This window comes from Plantactinospora sp. A48, from assembly GCF_055793945.1.
Genome location: NZ_JBTIXF010000074.1, coordinates 1 through 22,186 on the forward strand (window position 1 = coordinate 1; position 22,186 = coordinate 22,186).

Here is a 22,186-nt window from a genome sequence, read left to right on the forward strand (position 1 = left end):
ACTCTCCTTCACTCGGACTTAGCCGTCTCGAAGGATCGCGCGGTGGCCGTCTCTCATCTACGCAACACGCCCATCACGGGCAAGTCGTACACCACTTCCCTGGACGCAACCGATGTAGACCGCCCGTCGATACCTCCGGCAACTCCTCGGTTGCCGTCGCGAGTACCCGGTGGGCGGTGGCGCCCACGGGAACGCCGCGTACCCGGGATGGTGGGCCAGCAGGTAGGCGCGGTTTGCGTCATCGCGGCGCCCGCCAGTGTGATGCTTTCCCACAACCCGGGTTATCCGGGCCAGCCAGCCAGGTAGTGGTCGAACGGTACATCGTTCGGGCGTTGACCGCCGATCTCGACATACCGGTCGAGGTCCCGGTCATCGACAGGGCCGAGCAGGATCGGCAGCTCATGGGTGGCATGCCGGGCCAGGAAACGCCACACCGCCCGGTTGAGCAGCGGCTGGCGCGAGTTCGCCACGGCCTGCTCCCCACCGCGATGGAAGAACAACACCACACCCCCGGCGTCCCGTACCGCCTGTCCTAGACACAACCGTTCCCGACACTGCAGACAAGCCAGGTAGCCGGTCAGCGACACGTCCCAACCCATCCGCCGATGCTCGGCGAACCGGCCCTCCGGCCAGCCGGTCAGATAGTCTGCAAAGGCGACATCGTCGGGTTCATCGCCACCGATCGTCGCCGGCGGACCGGGCGGCTCCCACATCACGTCGTAGTCCAACTGGGAGTCGTAGAGTACCCGCAGCTTGTGGCCGGCATGCTCGGCGAGGATCTTCCATAGCGCTCCCGACATGTCTGGTGCGGCGCTGTGCTTGGGCAGGGCGGGGTGGTAGCCGTAGTAGATGATGTCGTCCCACGAGTTACGCACGGGCTTACCCAGGAACAGCCGCACCCGTCGGCAGAGGCAGAAAAGACTGGCGTCGATTGACACGGGTGACCTTCATTCAGCTCGGCACGCCCATGCCGCGTGCGCCGGGCATCCACAGCCCCAACGGTTGCCCGTCCGGAGATCGGAACGCCACCCACATATTCTGGTATGAGGTTCCCCCAGGGCCCCGGCAAAGTTGTGAGGGTGTCCGGCTTGGGTAGTTTGAAGTAGAAGCGCCGGTGTTGGTGACAGCAAGACGGGCATGACCGGATCAGACCCGACGCGGTGCGCTCATGCTGACGTCAGGGCCGTTCGCGGCTTTTGCCGACCTGCACGGCTGATGCGGTTTGAGTAGTCTTGAACTCCGCCAATTTTCCTTGAGCAGTGCCCGGAATCCTCATCGCGATGAGCGCGGCGACTCGGTCCCCGCCCTTCTTCGCCGATTAGCAAGGTGACGACGAGTGCGCAGGGCGTCGGGATGCCTGGGGCCGACCACACGCAGTTGATCAGCGAGTAGGGCTTCCGTTTCGGCGACTGCGCCGGCCCAGTCTCCCGCCCTTCCCCGGCGGTCAGCGAGCGCGCCGCGGGTGGCAAAGGTGTCGCGATGGTTGGGGCCCAACCGACGTAGCTGGTCGGCGAGCAGGGCTTCCGTTTCGGCGACTGCGCCGGCCCAGTCTCCTGCCCTTCCGCGCCAACCGGCGAGGGCGCGGCGGGTGGCGAAGGTGTCGCGATGGTAGGGACCTAATACCTGAACCCGGGAAATAAGCACTTCCTCCAACGCGGCGAGCGCTCCCTCAACATCCCCTGCCCTGCCTCGTCGATCGGCAAGGAAGGCGCGGGCGGCCAACGTGTCGCGACGGTCGGGCCCCGAACGCGCAGCTGGACAGCAAGAAGGACCTCCAACGCGGCGACCGCGCCAGCCCAGTCACCCGTGTCTGCTCGCCAAGCAGCGATACTGCGGTGGGTGAGCAGGATGTCGGGATGGTCGGGGTCCAACGCACGTTGCTGATCGGCGAGCAACTCTTCCAAAGCCGTGACCGCGCCAACCGCATCGCCTGCCTTGGCCCGCCATTCGGCGATGCGGTGTCGGGTGGCCAGAGTGTCGGAGTCATCGGGGCCCGACAGCCGCAGGCGGTCAGCGAGCAAGTCCTCGAACGCGGCGACTGCGCCCACCCAGTCTCCTGCCTCTCCCCGCCACTCAGCGATGCGGTGGCGGGTGCGTAGGGTTTCACGATGATCGCGGCCGACTGCCTGCAGTAGCGCGGCGAGCAAGTCCTCAAGCGCTGCGACTGCGCCCTCCGCATCGTCCGCTTTGAGCCGCCATTCTGCGATGAGGTGGCAGGTTGTTGCGGCTTCACGGTGGTCCGGGCCCAACAGACGGATTTGATCAGCGAATAGTTGTTGAGCTTCGGCGATCGCGCCCTCCAGGTCTCCTGCCTTTGCGCGCCGTTCGGCGAGATGGCGGCGAGTGGCTAGGGTTTCGCGGTGGTCGTGGCCCAACGCCCGCAACCGAGCATCAAGGAGTTCTTCCGTGGCGGCGACCGCGCCCTCCTGATCCCCCCGAACTCCTCGCCACGTGGCAATCTCGTGGCGGGTAGCCAGGGTGTCGGGATGATCGGGACCTAACACACGTAGCCGATCAGCGAGCAGCGCCTCGAAGGTCGCTACCGCACCCAGCCGATCCCCTCGCAATGCCTGCCGCTCGGCGATGCGTTGGCGGGTCGCCAGGGTGTCGGGGTGATCGGGGCCTACCACACGTAGCCGATCAGCGAGCAACATCTCCAAGGTCGTGACTGCGCCCAACAGATCTCCGGCTCTTCCCTGCCAGTCCGCAACTCGACTACGAGCGGTAAAGGTGTCCGGATGGTCAGGACCCAAATGCCGTTTGGTCATGGTGTACAAGTCCTGCCAGTGGTTGCCAGCAGAGACGATCAACCCTGCCTGGTCGAGGCTGAGGCCTACACGGAACAGCACGCGGTAGACCCCCGTCGCCCACGACCGAGGACCGGCGTGCACATGCAAAGCATCTGCGTTCGCGCAAAGGATGCCTGTCCCCCCGGTCATCTCAGCCTTCGACCAAACCTCAAGCAGTCCGTCGGCAGCTGCGCTCACTGTGCGATCGAACTCGTCGGCTGCTAGTTGATCTCGGGTAGCGCGTTGGATCAGGCTGTGGACGTAAAGAGTGGCGCTGTCCTGGGTAATGCTGGCCAAGCCGAGCCGGTGCAGTGTGCGGATCGCGTCGTGGGTGTCGTCGGCATCGACAGGCCGACCGACATGCTTCTCGCAATACGCGCCGACCGCCGGCGTGTCGAACAGGTTGAGTGGGATGCCGTTAGGGTCGAGCATGGAGGCGATCTGTAGCAGGATTCGGGCGGTGCCGCCGGTGGCGGCGCCGGCTAAATCGACTGAGAGTCGCCATGTGTCGGCGACCGATCTGGCTTGATCGTCCGGTAGGAGGTGGGGGTGCAGTGTGGCTAGCCGGCGTCCGGCTAGCCTCTGTCGGTAGCGGGCGCAGGTTAGATCCTGGTCCAGTATGTAGGTGACGGCCTGCGCCAGTGCCAGGGGCAGCCAGCCGAGATCCTCGACTAGTTGCGCGGCTTCATCGAGCCGGTGCGCCGCATCGCCCAGTTTTCCTTCGAGGTAGGCCAGCGCCTCGTCGCAGGTGAACGGATCCACCTCAATTAGGTTGCGGCCGTTAAGGAGCGCGGCGTCGCGCCGGCGGCTAGTGACCACCGTGCTGCCAGTGGCGGCGGCCGGCGGCCACAGACCACGCATATCGGCTGGGTTGGCGAGGTCGTCCAGAACGATCAACCAACGCTTGTCGGTGCTGGCCAGCCAGGCAAGCAAACGGGCAGCTGCCTGCTCGGGGTCGCTGTCCTCGAAACTGGTGATCTCAGCGGCGGCCTGGGCGTAGCTGATGACAACACTGGAGCGCGAGGTCGCCGCTACCCAAACCAGCAGGTCGATATCGCGATCGCGTTGCAGTTGGTGGGCGAAGTTCGCGGCTACTTGGGTTTTGCCGACCCCGCCCATCCCGGCCAAGACCTGACACATGACCGTTCCGCCCGCGACCGCTGCTGTCAGCGCCTTGTCAGCCTGGCGCCACTGTCGGCGGTCCGCCAGCGGGGGCACGACCCCGACTTGATGCGGCCACGACACCTCACGGCGCCCGCGAAAGTAGAAAGTGTTGTTCTGGGTGTTGCCTTCACCGATTTGTAGGCCTTGGGCATGAGAAGCGTCGACCCGGTCACCGGCCAGGCCGTCACCCTGATCGTTCATCGACGTGGTCCGGCTTCTCAGTTGAACGTGTTGGTCTGAGTGCTGTAGTCGCCGATCTGGACACCTTTGGCCCGACTCGCGTCAACGTCGTACTTACCGGCCCTTGCTCCGTCCGGGTCCGCGAGTTCTAGCAGCCGACGCGCTGCAGCGAGCGCCTGCAGATCGTTGTCCGCGCCACTGGCTGTCAGACCACCATGCAGTACTGCCCACCGGCCGGGCTTCGTTTCACTCGCGTCGAGGGCCTCCTGCGCCTCGCGACGACCTGCCAGATGGCTACGCAGCAAATCCTTCAGCCCAGTGAAGGTGTCGGTAATCATGGACTTGGCCACGTCCGTCGAACCTGCCGTCGCTCCTGCCACGAGGGCCGCGATGATTATCTCCACACCAGTCACGATGATCACTTCCCGTGAGGGGTCGCTCGATTATGTCATGAAGAGACAAGCGAATACCGCGCGGACTTGGCTTCGGTCAGGCCGGCCCAGCTCCAGGCCATATCGACTGCCCGCGGGCATCCGATTTCCGGGCGTGAGCGATGAAGTCGTCGACCTGGCCGAGTCCACACGCCCCATTAGCGCGGGATGAGCATCAACACTGCTCCGTCGTCGGAGACAGCAGTGACGTCGTCGTTGGGCTCACGCCTCGCGGCATCACGCTCCTGCGCTCGCCGCCCGACTACTCGCCTCTGGGCCTCAAACACCCTGTCCGCGTCGCGGTCGGCAAGCGCTTCGTCCACCTCCACGGCCAAGCCAAACACCACCTCCAGCTCTCCACCCGGCAGCGTGATCAGATTGCGGACGCCCACGACCTCCAAGCCGCCGCGGGTCTGGCGCTCGACCCTCGGCGGTCGCGCCTGCACATCTCGATCCAGGTTGGCCCGGAACACCGGAGGCGCCCACCTCTGGAAGGCATATTCATTGCCGGCGAAATCGGCGAGGCTAGCCCACGATGCTTGCGTCCCCGCCCGCACCAGGTTCTCCGCCGACAGCGACGCTTCCTCGTCGATGTCGACGTGAACGGTCCGCTCGAACGTCTCGCGCTCGACGTGCACCTCCGCCGTGTCCTCGAACGGTTCCGGCAGTTCCACCCCGCTTGTTGCCGGCTCGTGGCGCCTGCGGTATTCAGGGGACAGCTCGAGCGCCCGGCAATAGACCCAGTCGTCCGCGAGGACCGTACCGACGGCGAGCCCGGGAGGTTGGCGACTCGCGACAGCCACACCGCGCAACTGCACACAAGCCGACGCCATTTGATCCAGGCCGTACCTCCAGGCCTTGGTGCCTTTGCACTCGACCACCGCGTAGTGGAAGCCGTCGCCGCTGCCCGGGCTCTCCGCGATCAGCAGGTAGTCCGGGCGCCGGCTTCCGCGCTGGATGACAGATGAAGTGACACCGCCGGCCCTGATGACGCCGCTGGACAACGCAACGTCGATGTCGATGACACCGGTGACCGTGGCGCCGGGCCAACGCGCGGCCATCCATTCCTGTGCCCGGTGCACGGCGAAGCCGATGCCCAGTTCCTCCGAGGTGACCCTCCGCTGGCTCCCGACGATCCGCCGGCCCGCGGACGACAGGCACAACTGTCCGTCCGAGCCCGCATCGAACAGGCCCAGGTACCGCAGCAGCGACCAGTGACGGTGCGCCTCGTACAGGTCCGTCTGATACTGCGGCTTCGTCGCCACTGCCAGCCGAAGCAGCACGTCCAACGGCCGCACCGTCGCCTCGCCATCAAGTGCGGGCACGTCCCGTACGCCAAGGTCATCAGTGGTGTACGCCTGCACGTCAGCGCAGAGTTGGGCATCGCTTACGCCGAAGTACGTCCAAGGCTGGGCAACGATGTCGAGCGCTCGCCGTAGATCCACCCCTGGCATTCTGCCCATCCCCGACAACCCGCGGTGTCCCCCGCCCTTCCCGACCGCCCTGCGGATGTCCCACCGCCCCCTCGACTTCTCCGCATGGAGACGATGTGGGCAGCGTTGGGGTTCGAGTGGACTCGAGGGCCAACGCCTCGAACTTGGCCCTGACCTGGAGTGTTGGGCTTGGGCTTGTTTCGGGATCGACACGAACCGATGCCCAACCTGGAATGCGCCTTACCGGCGCTATCCCCCTCGGCTGAAGATCAGCTTCCCTTGACGGGTCCCGAGCCAGGCGTTCGGGACCCGTCTTTGCTCGCGAGCCCCCTCAGCCGGACGCACCTCCACGACCCGACGCTTTCGGCTCGCGCTCGCAACCACCAATCAGATGCAACGCTATCTGCGGCCCGCAGAAGTAGGCGTAGGAGCATGAATTCTACGAACGCTGTTCTGTCGCAGATAAGCGACAGAACACCCCTTCTCGGCGGCCAGAAGCGGAGGCCCGGAGAAAGGGCGCCGCGTGGTGTCGACCGGGACGCCGGTACAGTGAAGCAGCGGAATCTTGCCCGGACAGTGCCGGCTACGTACCGGCAGCTTGCGCCACTCGGGCATCATGCGGACATGTCTCGTGAACTGGCCGCCCGTGCCGAACCAGGCACACCTGCTCAGCGCAGATGGCCCTGGCTTCTCTCCGACGCAGGAATCGCCATCAGCGCCGCCCTGGTCATCAGTGCTGGCGGTGGGTTGGCAGCGGCGATGTGGGCCGTCGCCGACACTGCAGCGGTGAACGCCCGCCCCGGCATGCACATCGAGGCACTGAAGTACGGTGCCGGATCGGTCGCCGCAGCCGCCGCGGCAGTCGGCCTGCTGCTGTCGCTCCGCAAGCAACGGATGGCCGAGGACGCACACGACCGCGACGGGGAGAAGTTCCAGCTTGCCGTCCAGGCGCAACAGCACACCGAAGCCGACGCGGCCGTACGCCGGCTAACCGAAACCTACGTCAAGGCCGCCGAACAGTTCGCTTCGGAGAGCGTTGTCGTCCGTCTCGCCGGGCTCTACACCCTCGAACGGGTCGCGCAAAACAATCCCGACCAGCGGCAGAAGATTGTCAACCTGATCTGCGCCTATCTGCGGATGCCGTACACCCCACCAACCGGTAACCACCACGAAAGCGACCGGGAACGCACTTCCCAACTTGAGCTGCAGGTCCGGATAGCCGCGCAGCTATTCCTCTCCGACCACACCTGCATCCCGGCCCGCAGAGACCTTCGCGTCAAGGCCCCGGAGACCTATTGGCCGGATCTGCATCTGGACCTCACCGGCGCGGCCCTGATCGGGTTCTCTATGTGCAACAGCGTCGTCCGGTACGCCAGCTTCGCCAGCTGCGAGTTCGTCGGCGGCGCCACGTTCCGTGGGTCGAAGTTCGACATGGCAGATTTCACAACAGCGCAGTTCACCGCCGGATCTCAACGCTTGGCAACCGGTCGTCTGCCGTCAGGCGACCCTGCCAGCGGGGCCGTGAACTTCAACGGCGCAGAGTTCCATACCGCCATCTTCACGGGCGCCGACTTTGGTGGCCCGGCCTCGTTCGTCGGTGCCGCTTTCCACGGATCTGCGGACTTCGGCACGCCCGGTCTGGTCTCCTACGACGCGCTCAAAGGCGGCTCGGCGTGCCCTGGACCGAACGTCCGCACCGCCCGATTCCGGGACCAAGCGGTGTTCAGAGGCGCAACGTTTGGTGGCGCTGCATCATTCGGGTACGTCCGGTTCGACGGGCCCGCCGACTTCGCCAGTGTGACCGCTCATCAGGACGTCTACCTGGCCGGTGCACGACAGGCGGTCACGCGTCCCGGCCACACCGCGGTGAGCTCAACCGTATGGCCGCACGGGTCGGAGATGGGCGACGACGGAGTCCTCGTGGCCATACCTCCCGGCCCGGACGGCACCTGGCCGGAGCCGGAGCGCCTGCCTGCCGAAGCCGGAAAGGGAAGACGGCGGCCACGCTCAGGCCCGTGACCGCGTCGCACAGCAGAATGACGCTGGCCACGCACATGATCCTTGGAGCCTTTTCATCCTCGGCAGGTCGGGTTTATCGACCTAATGAAAGACGAGGATTGCCTACACGATCGTGGTGGCCAGGTGCGGAATCCGGCCGCATCGGGTCGAACTTCCGCTGTTCCGCGCGTTGGCCCCCGCCCGGCACAGTGCGCGTTCGTGCCGATGGGCGGATGAGTGTTTCTGGCCGTCGGTGGCTTGCTGCCGCTGCCGGGTCCAGGGCGGGCGGCGACCGCCGGGCGGCGCTCCGAAACGTCCCGCGGCTCTGCTCCGGTGGAGTTCGCCATCTCCACTCTACGGCCGACGCAGAGGCATCTCTGGTCGAAGAGTTTACGCAGGTGGGTGGCTATTCAAGACAGCCTGAAGAGCGGCCCGTGCAGTGGCTTCCTGCTCGATCGCGTAGCCCCGGTGCAGGCAGCGTTGAGCGAAGGCACCAACCTCATCCGGGCGTTGTGCGAGCTGCTGGAGACGGCTGCGGCTGTGAGTGTTGAAGGGCCGGCCTTCGTCGTGCGGCACGGTGCCGACGTCTACGACGTGGATGGTGGTGTCCGACGGCAGGTTGTCGTGGATGCGGGCGGTGATGCGGACGCCGCCGAGGTCGGCGTCCGCGCAAATGACGACCGCTGAGGTCTGCTGCGTCCCCTGGACGATCATCGACACGACGGCGTCGGGCGGCTGCCCGTGGCACCAGACGACCGGCAGGTCGGCCCGGGTGTCACAGACCGCTTCGGCCGCCTGCCGGTTCTCCACGACCAGCAGGACATCGCCCGGCCCGGTGACGGTCAGTCGCGGCAGCATGTGAGGGCTCAGCCGGATGTCGTGCGGCCCGGGCATCGCCGACAGGTCGAGGATGGAGCCGTCGGTCGTGTGCAGCAGGATCGGGCCGCCGAGCCCGATGTACGGGTTGCGGGCCACGCCGAGCGCGATGAGCGTCTCGTGGTCGAAGCCCATCGCGGCGAGCAGATGGTTCACGTCGCCGCGGGCTTTCGTGTCCTTGGCGTGACTCTGCACGAAGGCGCGAAGCGAATCGTGGCTGCGGCCATCGGCCAGGTCGGTGGCGGCGCGCACCGCCCACAGCAACCGGTCGGGATGATCGGTATCACGGAGTGCGCGGCTGGCATCCGGCCAGTCGTCGGCGAGGGCCGACGCGATCTGCTCCGCCCTGGTGCGAAGGGTGCTGGTGTCGTCCCGACGGCGGCTTCGGCGCTTTTGCTCGGCTGCCGCGAGGTCGGGGTGCGGGTACACCCGGCGTGGCGGCTGGGCCAGGGCGTTGCCGTTGAGGATGTAGCCGATAGTCACGCAGCCGGATTCGGCGAGTTCCAGCATGATGCGCAGCGCGTCGGTACCGAACCTGCTGCTGACACCGGCCCAGCTGTGCTCGCTGCGGATGACCCAGCTCCAGTCGCTGTCGCTGAGCAGGCCCTCCGGTCGGCGGGGGGCATCGCTCGGTTCTGCGGTGCGGAGCCGGGCCGAGCGCGGTCTCGGTCGGCCTCGGCTGTCGCGGGGGTAGCGGCCGCTGGGAGGCAGTGGTGCGTAGGCGACCACGCCCGGATAGTCGCGGATCCAGCTCAGGGTGATCTCTAGATCCGGCTCCCCGTCACTGGTGCCGTCGGTGTCGGTCATGTCTGCGGCTCCGGCCGGAACGAGGTCATCCAGTCGGAGAGCAGTTGCACCCGGGCGGTGTCGGCTTCGCTGCCGATGACGACCGGTGCCTGGTTGTACGGCATGACGTCGGACGGGCGGCGCAGCTTGATGTAGAGGCTGGACGCGCCGATCGCGTACCTCTCCATGTCGTCCTGCAGGGCGCCGACGACGCTGATCGCCCGGTCGCGGCCGATGTTCTCGAACAGGGCGACGGCGTCACGGCGGTGTGCCGCGCCGAGGTTGCGGCCGAGTTCGTCGAGCACCAGCAACAGCGGCCGGTCCTGGGCGCCGGCGAGTGCCGCCGCGCAGACGAGCTTCACTGCTTTGTCGTCCATCTGGGCGGTGTTGCCGCGCAGCCGGTACGACGACGGCGGCTTGCCCTCGCCGCGCCGCCACCGTGGGGTGATCGTCCACTGCCACGGCTTCTCCGGGTCGGCGGGGGCTTCCGGTTCCGGGAAGTCGAGGTTGCCGCCGTAGCCGCCATAGGTCTGGTCGAGCCGGTCGAACTCGTCGGACACCTGCCGCAGCTTCGCCTTGATCGCTTTGGCGGTAGTCGACCGCAACGCCTCCGACGTTCGCCGAGCCTCCTCAAGCGCGGCCTTCGCTCCAGTCAGGGTGATCGTCTTCGCCTGCCGCTCCCGCTGGATCTGGGAGGCGTTCTCCCGGTCGACACGCTCATGATCGGTCAGAAAGTTCCCAACGATCCGCAACACATCGGGGATCAGCCGCACATATGCTCCGGTGCGCCGGTCGGCGCGTTGCTCGTCAACGACGCGCAGTTCCTCCGGCCGGTTCTGCTCTGGGTCACCGGGCGGAAAGCACGCGGCGCGCACCTCGGTGGCCAGCCGCGCGCACACCTCGTCCCACTCCGCCGGCGGCCGCATCGCCTCGCTCTCGTCGAGCGTGAGCAGGTGCTGCTCGGCGGTACCCACCGTTCCGGTCCACTGAGCGTTCAGGCGGGGAAGATCGAGATCTGTACGCTGCTGGAGCAGTGCACTCCACTGTCTGCGGTCTTCTTCGAGTTCCTTCTTCAGGGTGGCCAGAGTGCGGCTCGCCGTGTCGATCTGCTGGGCCCGGGCGGCTTTCTCACCGAGAGCGGCCTCGTAGCCGATCTTCGCCTGCCGCAACGGTCCGTCGAGTTTGCTCAGCTCCACTTCGATGGCGGAGCTGCGACTACGGAGCTTCGTCACCTTGCCTTGAACCGCACCAGCCTCGGCCTCGGCTTTCGCGCCACGCAGGTGCGCGTCAGCGCGGCTCTTGGTCCGTTCGGCCTCACGGATGCCCTCGTCAGCCTCGTCGTCCTCACCGGCGGCTTTCTCCAGTTGATCCTGAGCGGCTCGGATTCGGCCAGCACGACCGGTCAGGGCCTCCGGGAGACCGACGATCCCGTGCACACCAGCCACAGGATCGATATGCCCGTCAGCACCGGCTCGCTCTGCCAACGCCGCGAGGAATCGACCCACCGGCAGGTCGGGATCCGCGGCGGCCGGCAGGCCTGGCCCGAGCAGGTGGTCGACCGGGTCTGCTTCGACCAGCAAGCTTCCAGGTAACGCGGCCAGTAGTTGGACGGCTTCCTGAGCTTGGTGGTGAGCGACGGCGACCGCGTGCCGATAGGGCAGCAGCCGAGCTTCCCATACAGGCCGCTGCTGTTCGGTCAAGGAGATCGTGTCGACCAGCGGCGCAGCGGTGATGTCGTTCGCCCGTAGCAACCGGACCTGGGCGACCGCGACATCCTCGCCCTTCTCCGCCGCCGACAGCGCCGCCTTGGCAACCCGCAGCGCGTGCTCGGTACGGCCTTTGGCCCGCTCCGCTACCTGGACCATTCTCCCGGCTTCGGCGATCTCCTCCTCGGCCTGTTCAACGGTGCGCCCGTCAGCGACGGCCGCGACGGCTTGAAGGGTGCGCAGCTGTCCACCGAGGATTTCGACCGAGCCGACGTTCTGATTCTGCTCGACCTTCAGCGCGCTCTCGACGGCCTTCTGATCCTCGTACGTCTTGATCCGGGTTCGGCAGCTCTCGTCGAACGCCTTGTCGTCGGACAGCCGATGGACCTTCTCACCGGCTGTCTCGATCTGCGCGTCCAGTTCCTTGCGCCGACGCTCCTTCGCCTCGACGTCCACGGCGATCCGCTCGGATTCGTGGAAGCCGTCGACCAGGTACCGGGCGCAACGGCTTCGCCAGCTGTCACGCGCCTCGGCCAGCAACGTCCGGGCACGCTCCCGTGACGCGATGCCGTCCTCCACCACCTTCATCCGGTCGTCCCACAGCTCGTACTCCTCCTCGGCCCGCGCGGCCCGCCCGGCATGTTCGTACTCCTCGGCCCGGGACTTCTGTTCCTGTTCGATCTCGGCGGTCAGGCCGGTCAGCGCACCGATGGCCTCGAAGATCCGCTCCGGGGTCAGCTCGTTGAGCGGCTGGGCGAGCAGGTTCGCGGTCGGGCTGGCCCGTACCGAGGTAGACAGGAAGGACACGCACCTGACCGTCGAGCCGTACAGGGTGCGGGCGAGCCGGTTGGCGCGGATGTCGGTGCGGCCGTTGCTGCGCGGCAGCGCGTCCCACAGGCCGTCGGCGCCGCCGGCCCGCTCGTCCTCCGTGTCACCGAACGGCACGTGCAGCCGATGGGCCCACCGCAGCTCCACATGCGGGCTCTGCCGGTTGATCCGCAGCCACACCGTCAGCGCCGACGCGTCGAGTTCCTCCATGGTGGCGGCCTGCGGCGGCACGAACACGCCGATCAGGTAGCCGCGGTCGGCGTTGGCGTGCATCGCCTCCTGACCGGCGAGCTCGGCGGTGAACAGCAACTCGGCCGCTGCCTGCGCCCCAGACTGCAACCGCCATTGCTCGTCGGCGTGCAGCAGGCTCAGCCCGGCGATGAACGACGACTTGCCGGCACCGTTGGAATCCGAGGGCCCCTGTCCTGCCACGGTGATCAGCCCACGAGCGGTGATCGGCACCGGGTGAGTCGACAGCCGCGAGATGTTGACCATTTGGATGCCAGCGAGGACGCGCGCTCCGACGATGTCCTCGACGACTCCGTCCGACGGCACGGCTACAGACGTCAACGCTGCCCTCCCACGCGGTTGTGCCGGCGTTCCCGGATCGCTGCGGCCAGCGGATGGTCTGGTGCCGCAGCGAGGATCAACTGGTCCTGCAACTGCTCGCGGGCGGCGGGAGTCAGCCGCGACATCTGCGGGCCCGGGACGTAGCCGCTGTCGTGGTCGCCGCCGCGAACCGTTCGGAGCAGCCCGCACGCGGTCAACCGGCCAAGGGCCGCTCTGACCTCGCCGACCGGCACCTTGCTGTCACGGCTGACGTCTTGCAACGTGGTTGGGCACGGGCTCTCCCAGGAGTCCGCGGCGATCTGCTCCTCGCTGCGCGGGATCGCCACCGAGTGGACCAGCACCAGGACCAGAACGGCCCGGTCGGCGAGCGACAGCGGCTGCCACCCCGTCTCGGTGAGCTCAGTCCGTACGGCGTCGTCGAACCCGGACGTGAAATGCAACTGATCAACCGTCACCAGTGTCCGGCCGGTTCGGCGAAGTAGCTCTTCCAGCCGTTCACGGCTCGTCGCATCGCTCAGCGCGGGCAGGAACTGCCGGTGCACCGGGCCACTGCTGTGCTCCAGCAGCGCGTACGCGGCTTCGACCAGTTCCCGCTGCCGATCGGGCAACGTCCCGAGCACCTCTTCGAAGATCGAATTCGGGCGGTTCACGACCCCTCCGGCCCGTCCTCAGCGGTGTCGGGGATCAACCGCCACAGCTCCCGAAGCGTGCTCAGCTCCAGCGACCCGAAGGACGCGATCCGCGGGCCGATTCGCACCGTGTCCGCTCCCTCCAGCAAAACCCAGCCGGATACCGAAAGGCGCCGGAGCCCCGCGGACAGCAGTTGCTGACGACTCACCTTGTTGCGGCCCGGCACCAGCCGTTGCAACACCTGACCAACATGACCGGTCGAAGCCGGCAGCCCGGGCCATAGATCCGTTGCGGGATCGGGCCAGCAACACCGCAAAGTCGCGGCCAGCACTCGCAGAGTTCCCTTGCTGTCCATCATCGAAGAGCCCGGCACCCCGTACTCGATCAGAACAGCCGGTCCCGCGCTGTCAGGCAGGTTCGGGATCAGCCACACCGCCCTGGCGTCAGCCTCCACCAGACGACGCAGCCCGGCCGGTGTCGGCCCACCACCGGAGACCTGCTGCGGACCGCCGGAACGAATCCGCGCCCACCACAGGGCCGCATCCCGCTCGTTCACGCCGCCTCCTGCTGGTCCCGGCGGAACCAGCCGTCAGAGACCCACGTCCGCGTGGACGTCACATCGACACGCCACCCATCACCCCAGGTCACCGTGTACGGCAGCTCCGGGCGTAGATGAATCGCGGTCACCTCCGATATGACTCGCCGGCTGGTCGGCCAGTCACCCGCGTCGGCGAGAAGCTGCGCCACCGTGACCACATCCCGCCCGGCAAGCAACTCCTCCGCGCGCTGAGCCAACAGCGTCGCCTCTGGGTCGACGTCGACCTCCGTCGGCGGAGGCTCCTCGTCGACACGCGGTCGCGGCGGCGGCACCCGGCCACTGTCGGACTGCAGCCCTTCCTCCACCGCGTCCAGCAGATCGTCGGCGGTGAAGAACGGCTCCGGCGCGTCGAACAGCAAACCGTCCAGCGCCTGCGCCAGCCCCTCGGTACTTCTGTCCCGCGCGAACGTGCGCCACCGCTCGGTCGGCAGCAACCCCAACGCACGCGTCTTACCAGCGTGCGCCAGCAGCCGCCCGGCCGCGGTGTTCAACGCGTCGCGATAGGCCGCCAACGCCATCCGGAGCTGCGTGCACTCCGGCAACAACTGCGGATGCCGGTCCGCGGCCGCATTGTGATACACCCGCGCCTTGTCGACCAGGTCGCTGTTACCCAGCAGCGGCTGCGCCTGCATCCGCAAGGACTCGACCGTCGCCGACTTCGCCAACTGCATGATCGGATTCGCCAGCAGCCGGAAAACCGTCGTCATCTCCAGCAACTGCTCGCGCACCACCTCCGGGGTCGTGTCATCGTCGTCCAGCGCCAGCCGGGCCATCGACAACATCCGGTGCAGCTCCGCTTGGCCCCCGGTCTGCGACAGCCGGCGCAGAAAAAGCAGCATCACGTACGGCGCGAACGTCGCCTGGTAGAACATCTCGTGCGGCCGCTCGTTGACCCGGGTCACCGCACGGTACGACCGCAGCACCTCGAACCGGCGCCGGACCACATCCGCCGGCACCGCCGGACATGCAAGCACGGCCTGTTCGATCGTCATCCCGGCTGGCCCCGCGTCGGCGAACGCCTGCAAGATCGACTCGTCGACCCCGACCGAGTCCGCGTCGTCCACCATCGCGTTGGCGTTCCGCGCCAACACCGCGAAGACCTGCCGGTAGATCCCGAGAACAGCCGATTCGGCAGCGTAGTCATCGAACGTCAAGGCCGCTGCATCGCTCATAGGAGGTCGACAATATCCCGGTAAGCCAGCAAGCAGGAGAACCTACGTACGCCAGAGCTACCGGATGCTCCCCCGGCCTTCGACTGCGAGATCATCGGACAGCTCATAGGCCGCGAAGGTATTTGAGGACTTCCAGGACGAGTGTCATGGTCGCGCCGAAGGCCGCGCCGCCAGCGATCACCGCCGTGGAGGGGTCAGCTCCGCTGTGGTGGAACAGCACGGCTGCGACGACCCCGACACAGCCGGAAATCAATACGGCGACCGCGACAGACCGGTGTTCGCGGGAGAGGTTGCGTCTGGTCATCGGGCACCGCCAAACAGCCGGCGGACTACCACATCGCGGGTCTCGGCGACCCGGGCGGCCAGGTCGCGCGCCGCCACGACCTCCTCGTCAAGTGCGCGTAGCGCTGCGACCAGCGACTGCTGCCGAGCCTGCGGCGGCAACGGGATCGTCATCGCCGCGACGTCCGCTGCGGTCACGTATGCGGTCACGGTAGCCCGTGCGAACGCCTTCATCCCATCCGTGCCCGCTGCGGAGCGCAGATATGCGTACAGGTAGTAGGGGTTGAGGACGTCGGGGTCTGAGACTCGCAGACGCAGCAAGTTTGTGCTCAGGAGCCAATCCGACTCGGTCGGCCGCACGATGGCGGGTGCCGTAAGTGCCCCGGTCCGCACGCAGAGCACATCGTCGGTGCGTAGCCAGTAGTCCTCCAATGCCTTAGCGGTCGCTCGCGGGGCTCGCGGCGGTTTGTCCGCCACGATTCTCCCGTCACGCAGGTGCCGCGGCAGAACGATGGGGACTCCCTGCTCGTCGGATCGCTCTTCAGCTCGCAGCCGCGAGTATGAATAGCCCGCCTTGACGTCGCAGACGTCGCCAAGACGGACGATCTGCGCGCCGAGCGGCTGGGAAGCAACGACCGCTGCATCCTCGGCCGCCCTGCGGCAGTGGAAGGCCCGCGAGTAAGTCGCGCCCAGGCCGGCGCGGGCGGCTTCGGCGGCGGGGACACGGAGCCCTATCGTGCCTGGTAAGTACTCCGCCGGGTTGAGCGAGTAGGACTCCGGCCGGATGACGGCCTTGGTGACGGCGGCACTCAGACTCTCGATGCCCGGGTGTGGCCGACCGGCCGCACGGTCGACAAGGAACGATCGCCATGCTCTCAGGATGTCGGCCTGACCTCCCTCATCGAGCAACGCGCGGCCACCGCTTGACACACCGAGGTTCACCGCGTCGACGAACAGGATCGGCTGGTCCGACCCGGGTGCACGCCGGACGATCCAGACACTGGTGGCAACGGACGTGCCGGCATACAGGCCGGGTGGGAGGGCAATGACCGCTTCCACCATGGAATCGTCGACCAGTCGGCGGCGGATTTCCCGCTCGCGGGCATTGGCCGAGACGGCGGCTATCCGTGGCATGATGATTGCAGCCCGGCCATCGTCGCTCAACTGCTCGATGCAGTGCAGGAGCCAGCGAAAGGCGGATCGGGCTGGCGGTGGTGGGAATGGCTGCCAGTCGGTGTTGGGGCGCCGGTCGAGCCACGAATCGCTCCCGAACGGCGGATTGGCAAGGACGTGCGTGACCGTTGCGCGCCGAGCTTGTGCCGCCAAACGCAGGTCGGCAGGTTCGCCTAGGGCCAGCAGGGTGAGTCCAGAGAGGCTCAGAGCCGCAGCATCGGGGCCGAGCCCGTGCAGCCGTAGGGTCCCCGGCCGGGCCGCCACGTCGGCCGCAGCGATGAGCAACTCACCAGCTCGCAAGTACGGGTCGTAAACGGACTCGGCAGAATCGTCGATCACCGCCTTGGCAAGGAGGGCCGCAACCGTGCGCGGGGTGAGGAAGCCGCCCGGGGGCAGGGCGGCCTCGTACGCGTCGACGAGGGTGTGCACGTTCGCAGCGCCGAGTTCCGAGCTGCCGGACATGAGTCCCCGGACCTCAGGGACGCCTTCCGGGGTCAGCCGCCGCAGTGCGGCGAAGACCTCGGGCGAGACGCCGTGACGCCGCGCCGCCTTCCCGGCGGTTGTCGCGATGCGGTCGATGAGCCATCGCGCCCCTTCGGCCCCTGCATTCGGCGCGATCAGATCGTTCAGCCCGGCCCAACCCTGCGGGTCCCGCTCGCGGAGAAAGATCAACGTGAGGCGCAGAATGAGGTTGTCGATCTCGACGGTCGTGGGATCGCCGGGCAGGTTCATGCCAGGCATGTGGCTGGGCGTCGCCGCGGCGAGGCTCCGCCGCATCCGGTCGGCGTAGCTGTACTCGGTCCCGTCGTCGGCCGCGCGAATCGAGCCGTGTACCCGGCGGAACTCGAGCCACTCCAGCACCTCGGGAAGCGCAAAGCGGTTCTCCCCGACGGGACGTGGGAAGTCGCGGCGCTTGGCCCATGAGGTCACCGCCGCGCGGCTGACCCCGGCCAGCCTGGCAATCTCCGAACGTGTGACTTGCTGCATCTCTCTCCCCGGCCATCGCAAGTGGACTTGATCGAAGGTAGAGGACACCGGGGACACCGGCAACTGTGAGCACCCGCAGATGCTCACCCGCCTCTTCGTTGACAGAAAGCCACGACCAGGGTTTTTCTAGGGCCTGGACCGCAAAGAACAGGCGCTGAAAAATACTTCGTTAACTCTCCAGGTGTTAACCCGCCAAGGGACGGGGTTGCTGAAACGATAGGTGACGCTTCGCCGCATTCAGCCCGCTTCGTCGCAGTGGGGCCGGCCGGCCCCGCCCATGCGGAGCGGCTGGAGACCGTTCCCGGCCGCTCGACATCCGGCTGTCGGAGGTACGGCCTCGGCTTGGAACCACCGGCGGCGAGCCAGGTCGCCGGGCTCAGGTTGGCGGCTGGCGGGTCGCGTCACGCGGAGACGGTTTCGTGGGGTTGGATTCAGGGCGTCGCCGTGTGTCTGGGAGCGCCGCCGTGAATCCGTATGATCAGCTTGCTGGCCTTGACCTTCCGACCCTCCAGGTGTTGGAGGCGGCTCTGGCGTTGGGTGGCCTGGTCACCGAGGTGGAGGTGTCGGCGTTGGTCGGCGCCGACGCGACGCCGTACCTGCAGCGTGCCGCCGATGCGGGGCTTATCGCGCGGCTGCGGGGCCGGCTCACGGTGAGCGGCGTCCTGCGGGAGGTCTTCGCCCGTCCGCTGGGTGTCGGCCCGGCCGCTGCACAGCTCGCCGCCGTGCTGAACGTCGATGATCTGAAGGTCGTGGCACGCAACCTGGGGCTGCCCACGAAGGGCCGCAAGGCGGACTTGCTGGAGGCGGTGGCGGAGTTCTTCCTCGACATGGAAAACGTGCACGCTCTGGTCAAGCGGATGCCGGCCGCGACGCGGACGGTGTTGGAGGAGGCGGATCGCGACGGTGGACGGATCCGTCGCCACGGCGGCAGCGGCATTGCACACCGGAGCCGGTACATGAACCGTTACCGGCAGGTGCATCCGCTGGACTGGGCCGAGGAACACGGGCTGGTCTACCGCGTGACCTGGGAGGACTATCAGCTGGCGGGTCAGGTCACGCTCGCTTTGCGAGGCGCGGACTACCGGGCTCCGTTCCAGCCGCAGGAGCCACCGGTTGCCTGGCATACGCCGGATCCCCCGGCAGTGCGCCGCGACGCCCAGGCGCAGGGCATTGCCGTGGTCGGGTTGTTGTCGGCGCTGCTCGACGGGGCGGGACGTGAGCCGCTGGCCACGGTCAAGGCCGGCGGCGTCGGCGTGCGCGAGCTGACCCGGACGGCGAAGACGCTGGGCGTGACCGTCCCGACCGTGCGGCTGCTGCTGGCAGTCGCCCATGAGGCCAGGCTGGCCGACCTCGGCGACCACGTGGTCCCGACGGTCGCGTACGACCGCTGGCTCAAGCTCGGTCTGGACCGGCGGCTCGCGGTGATGCTGAAGTCGTGGCGCGAGCTTGACTACCTGCCGTCGTCACAGACCGGACCGTGGGTTCCGGAGTACCGCCAAAGCTGGTCTCCGCAAGCCCGGATGGCCGTGCTGCGCGCGTTGGGTGACCAGGCGACGACGGACCTCGAGCAGGCAGCGCAGTGGATGTGGTGGCGGCAGCCGCTGACCTTCGGCGGCACCACAACCGTGCGCGGCCTGGTGGACGAGGCCGCAACCCTGGGGATCCTCGGCGCGGGCGCGATCAGCCCCGCCGGGCAGGCGCTGCTGGCCGACACGGACATCGCCAAGGCCGTCGGCGACCTGGGTGAGGTCGCCCGTACCGCCAGGCTGCAGGCCGACCTGACGGCGATCGTGGCGGGCACACCGAGCCCAGAGCTGGCGGAACTTCTCGGTGCGACCGCCGTCATCGAGTCCCGCGGCACGGCCACGACCTGGCGCTTCAGCCCCGCAGCGGTACGTGGCGCGTACGACGCAGGCTGGACCGAGCAGCGCCTGACCAAAGCCCTGACGAAGATCGCCGAAGGCGGACTGCCGCAACCACTGGTCTACCTGCTCGCCGACGTCGCCCGCCAACACGGGTCGGTACGGGTCGCGCCCTTGGCAAGCACCCTGGTCAGCGACGACACCGCGCTGCTGGCGCAGATCTGCGCCGACAAGCGGCTGGACAAGCTCAACCTGCGTCCGCTCGCCCCGACCGTGCTGGCCAGCCAAGCCACCACGGCTGACACGATGGCCGCCCTGCGCAAAGCCGGCTACGCGCCCCGCCAGCAGAACGCCGACGGCCGCGACGTCATCGAGAAGGCCCGCCGCCACCGCGCCTGACGGGCTGGAGAGCACCATGCTGATCGTGCGCGCGACCAAGAAACTCCTCGATCACACCAACCCGCCTCGGGCTGTCGAAGGAGACCAAGACACGACCCTGCTGGGCCCGTGGTACGCCACCGCGCTGTTCTGGCGGCCCCGGCTGGCGCTGCTGGTCAACGAGCGAACCCTGCTACCGGTCCTGCTGCCCCTGGCACCAGCGCGCAGGCTTCCCGCCCGCGTCCCCGACGAGATCGCGACGGTCCTCGATGCCCACCAGGTGCCCAGGGCCTTCATAGCCGACGAGCTACGGCACATGCAGGACTGCCGATTCGCCATGACGGCCAACCGCAGCGTCGTCGGGATCATGAACGAATTCACCAAGCTCGCCGAGATCTACACCGACGATTCCGCTCACCCCAACCTCGTCACACTGTCGCTGCGGCTGGCCACGACGCCCTGCAGCCCCCTGTACGCCACGAACGTCAGCCCCGACCGCGAGCTGGCAGCACTGGTGGGCTCCACCGCTGCCGGATCAGGGAAGGGGGTCGACGGCGTGCAACATAGCGAGTAGACCGTCGATCGCCCCCCACTCGTTCGGGATGGGGTCCGGCGAGAAGTGCATCATCTTGTTACGGATGCCGGCGACATCCTTGACCTGCTGAACGAACTGGGCGTGGTCGAGCGGCCAGTCGAGGAGCAGGAAGTGCTTCTCGTCCTTGAAGACGTGGACGTAGGCTCCGAAGGTCAAGCTGTCAGCGTCCTTGTGTCTCTTGTTCGTGGCGGTCTCGATAATGTCCGGGGCGATCCTGGACTTCACCCTACGGTGCAGTCGGCGCTCACATTCCTCGATCATCGTGAAGGGCCTGGCGATCTCACCAAACCGGTTGGTCAGGTCGGCGGCTGTCACGATCCCCGCGATCGTCTTGCCATCTCTCGACCGGATGAAGACGAAGCCACGGCTGGAGATCTCATCGATGCGTGGCAACACCAGCTCGTCGTAGGCGGCGTCTGGCACGGTCTGCTTCGCTTGATCGACCGTCGGCACTGCCTGATGTGCCATCTGCGCCTTTGCGATCGACTCCCAGCTGATGGCCCCCTGGAACGTGCCGTCATCGTCGATCACTGCGAGTTGCGAGTAGTTGTACCGCAGCATCAGTGTCCGGGCCAACACGATCGAATCCGTGGGGCGCACCGATACCACTGCGGTGTCCGTCCGCAGCAGGTTACCGAACCGCAGGGTGAAGGGCTTGTCCGGGACGAGTTCGTCGTCGGCAGGCTCGTCAGACTCGATTTGAGCACTGTCCTCATCGTCGATCAGCTTTTCGGCTGTGGTCTCGTCTGTGGAGTCGTCGGCCTCGGCGCCAGACTTGAAGACGCGGATGCTGCTGCCGATCCAGCCCTCAGTGAAGGGCGGAACCGTGGTGAGACCGTTCTCGCTGAGATCGCGTTGGATGACAGCTACAGCGGAGCTTGTCCGTCGCCCGGCGTCCCACTGTCGAAGGAGCTCCCGGATGGTTAGCTCCAGGCCGTCCTCAGCTGCGACGGCGCGGGCGATGAAGTCGTCCGGGGTCAGCCACTCGTTGCTGGACATCTCCTCAGAGGTCGGACCGGGGTCGACGCCAGTCTCGGCGAGTGCAGCGATCCGTCTCGCGGCTCCGTTACGCCGAAGCTGACAGATGGTCAGCAGTGACCCCAGGCTGTAGAGCAGATCCTGCCCGATGGCCGATCGCGGCAGCGCCCGTTGAATCCAGATGACTGGGCGCACGTGGCGCCGATCCGCTGCGGCATCCTGGCGGTAACGGTATCCGCCGGCGATCCGGCCGATGGCGACGTGGTCCGGCACGGTCTTCAGTGGCAGCACTACGTAATCGTCGACCGCCATGACCTGGATGAGACGCCACAGCTGCCCGGTCCAGTTCGCCACCACCGTTCGGGAGCGGTTCGGGTATGCCGCGCGAACAACCCCATGTAGTTCTCTGCGGGTCGCCACCTGGCTGAGGTCGCCCACCTCCGGCCAGCCGGCAATGACGAGGGACTGCTCAAGGGCGTCCGCCTCGCGCTCGCCCTCTCGTCCTGCTCGAACCATCCACGCCGTCGTCATCGGCCCCCCAGATATCGCGCGAGACGTAAGGGAGATACTCGTCTTTCTGCCCGGCAGGGGACAACGCGTTCCGCGCCGCCACAGTCACACCGGCAGGACCTCCGGGCAGTGGCGTCGAGCCAGCGGCACCAGGACAGCCTACGCAGCCTTTCAGAGGGCCAAGCGGTCTTCAACCCTCTGACGAGACTGTCCCGAATTCGATGGACTCGATGTTCCCGGGGCGGTTCACTCGGCCTAGG

At 67.2% G+C, this 22,186-nt stretch carries 15 protein-coding genes; 3 read left to right on the plus strand and 12 right to left on the minus strand.

Translation table 11 applies throughout. The features are described from left to right. Nucleotides 1–281: 281 nt before the first annotated feature. From ACXN5W_RS26495 to ACXN5W_RS26510, 4 genes are all read right to left on the minus strand, one after another. On the minus strand, nucleotides 282–938 hold the full coding sequence (locus ACXN5W_RS26495) for a hypothetical protein (RefSeq protein ID WP_473161106.1): 657 nt from the start codon (nucleotides 936–938) through the stop codon (nucleotides 282–284). Between the two features lie 678 nt (nucleotides 939–1,616). Beyond that, nucleotides 1,617–4,154, minus strand: a complete 2,538-nt coding sequence (locus ACXN5W_RS26500) for a tetratricopeptide repeat protein (protein WP_473161107.1) — start codon at nucleotides 4,152–4,154, stop codon at nucleotides 1,617–1,619. A gap of 17 nt (nucleotides 4,155–4,171) precedes the next feature. Beyond that, on the minus strand, nucleotides 4,172–4,546 hold the full coding sequence (locus ACXN5W_RS26505; protein WP_473161108.1) for a hypothetical protein: 375 nt from the start codon (nucleotides 4,544–4,546) through the stop codon (nucleotides 4,172–4,174). A 176-nt stretch (nucleotides 4,547–4,722) separates the two neighbouring features. Beyond that, the gene (locus ACXN5W_RS26510) at nucleotides 4,723–6,009 is read right to left on the minus strand and encodes a hypothetical protein (RefSeq protein ID WP_473161109.1); all 1,287 of its coding nucleotides are present in this window, start codon (nucleotides 6,007–6,009) and stop codon (nucleotides 4,723–4,725) included. A gap of 612 nt (nucleotides 6,010–6,621) precedes the next feature. Between ACXN5W_RS26510 and ACXN5W_RS26515 the strand changes: the two genes are divergently transcribed. Beyond that, nucleotides 6,622–8,016, plus strand: coding sequence for a pentapeptide repeat-containing protein (locus ACXN5W_RS26515; RefSeq protein WP_473161110.1), 1,395 nt, complete (start codon nucleotides 6,622–6,624; stop codon nucleotides 8,014–8,016). A gap of 369 nt (nucleotides 8,017–8,385) precedes the next feature. Here the strand turns inward: ACXN5W_RS26515 and ACXN5W_RS26520 are convergent, their stop codons facing one another. From ACXN5W_RS26520 to ACXN5W_RS26550, 7 genes are all read right to left on the minus strand, one after another. Continuing rightward, nucleotides 8,386–9,678, minus strand: coding sequence for a DUF2399 domain-containing protein (locus ACXN5W_RS26520; protein WP_473161111.1), 1,293 nt, complete (start codon nucleotides 9,676–9,678; stop codon nucleotides 8,386–8,388). Then, entirely contained in the window at nucleotides 9,675–12,653 is a 2,979-nt protein-coding gene (locus ACXN5W_RS26525) for a coiled-coil domain-containing protein (protein WP_473161112.1), read from the minus strand. The genes ACXN5W_RS26520 and ACXN5W_RS26525 overlap by 4 nt, the downstream gene beginning before the upstream one ends. Before the next feature lie 104 nt (nucleotides 12,654–12,757). Beyond that, nucleotides 12,758–13,411 carry a hypothetical protein gene (locus tag ACXN5W_RS26530; protein ID WP_124771698.1) on the minus strand — a complete coding sequence of 218 codons (654 nt, stop codon included), beginning with the start codon at nucleotides 13,409–13,411 and terminating at the stop codon, nucleotides 12,758–12,760. Beyond that, nucleotides 13,408–13,947 (minus strand): hypothetical protein, encoded by a 540-nt coding sequence (locus tag ACXN5W_RS26535; RefSeq protein WP_473161113.1) that lies wholly within the window; start codon nucleotides 13,945–13,947, stop codon nucleotides 13,408–13,410. The genes ACXN5W_RS26530 and ACXN5W_RS26535 overlap by 4 nt, the downstream gene beginning before the upstream one ends. Next, a complete protein-coding gene (locus tag ACXN5W_RS26540; protein ID WP_473161114.1) occupies nucleotides 13,944–15,014 on the minus strand; it encodes a hypothetical protein in 1,071 nt (356 codons plus the stop codon). Before ACXN5W_RS26540 ends, ACXN5W_RS26535 begins: the two co-directional genes overlap by 4 nt. A 250-nt stretch (nucleotides 15,015–15,264) precedes the next feature. Then, the gene (locus ACXN5W_RS26545) at nucleotides 15,265–15,465 is read right to left on the minus strand and encodes a hypothetical protein (RefSeq protein ID WP_473161115.1); all 201 of its coding nucleotides are present in this window, start codon (nucleotides 15,463–15,465) and stop codon (nucleotides 15,265–15,267) included. After that, complete coding sequence (locus tag ACXN5W_RS26550) at nucleotides 15,462–17,603, minus strand: N-6 DNA methylase (RefSeq protein WP_473161116.1); 2,142 nt, start codon at nucleotides 17,601–17,603, stop codon at nucleotides 15,462–15,464. Before ACXN5W_RS26550 ends, ACXN5W_RS26545 begins: the two co-directional genes overlap by 4 nt. Before the next feature lie 464 nt (nucleotides 17,604–18,067). Between ACXN5W_RS26550 and ACXN5W_RS26555 the strand changes: the two genes are divergently transcribed. Next, a complete protein-coding gene (locus ACXN5W_RS26555; protein WP_473161117.1) occupies nucleotides 18,068–19,864 on the plus strand; it encodes a helicase-associated domain-containing protein in 1,797 nt (598 codons plus the stop codon). A gap of 16 nt (nucleotides 19,865–19,880) precedes the next feature. Further along, entirely contained in the window at nucleotides 19,881–20,417 is a 537-nt protein-coding gene (locus ACXN5W_RS26560) for a DUF6933 domain-containing protein (RefSeq protein ID WP_473161118.1), read from the plus strand. Here the strand turns inward: ACXN5W_RS26560 and ACXN5W_RS26565 are convergent. Then, nucleotides 20,379–21,947: a CBS domain-containing protein gene (locus ACXN5W_RS26565; RefSeq protein WP_473161119.1), complete on the minus strand. Its 1,569-nt coding sequence runs from the start codon at nucleotides 21,945–21,947 to the stop codon at nucleotides 20,379–20,381. The two genes, ACXN5W_RS26560 and ACXN5W_RS26565, sit on opposite strands and share 39 nt — an antisense overlap. Nucleotides 21,948–22,186 lie beyond the last annotated feature (239 nt).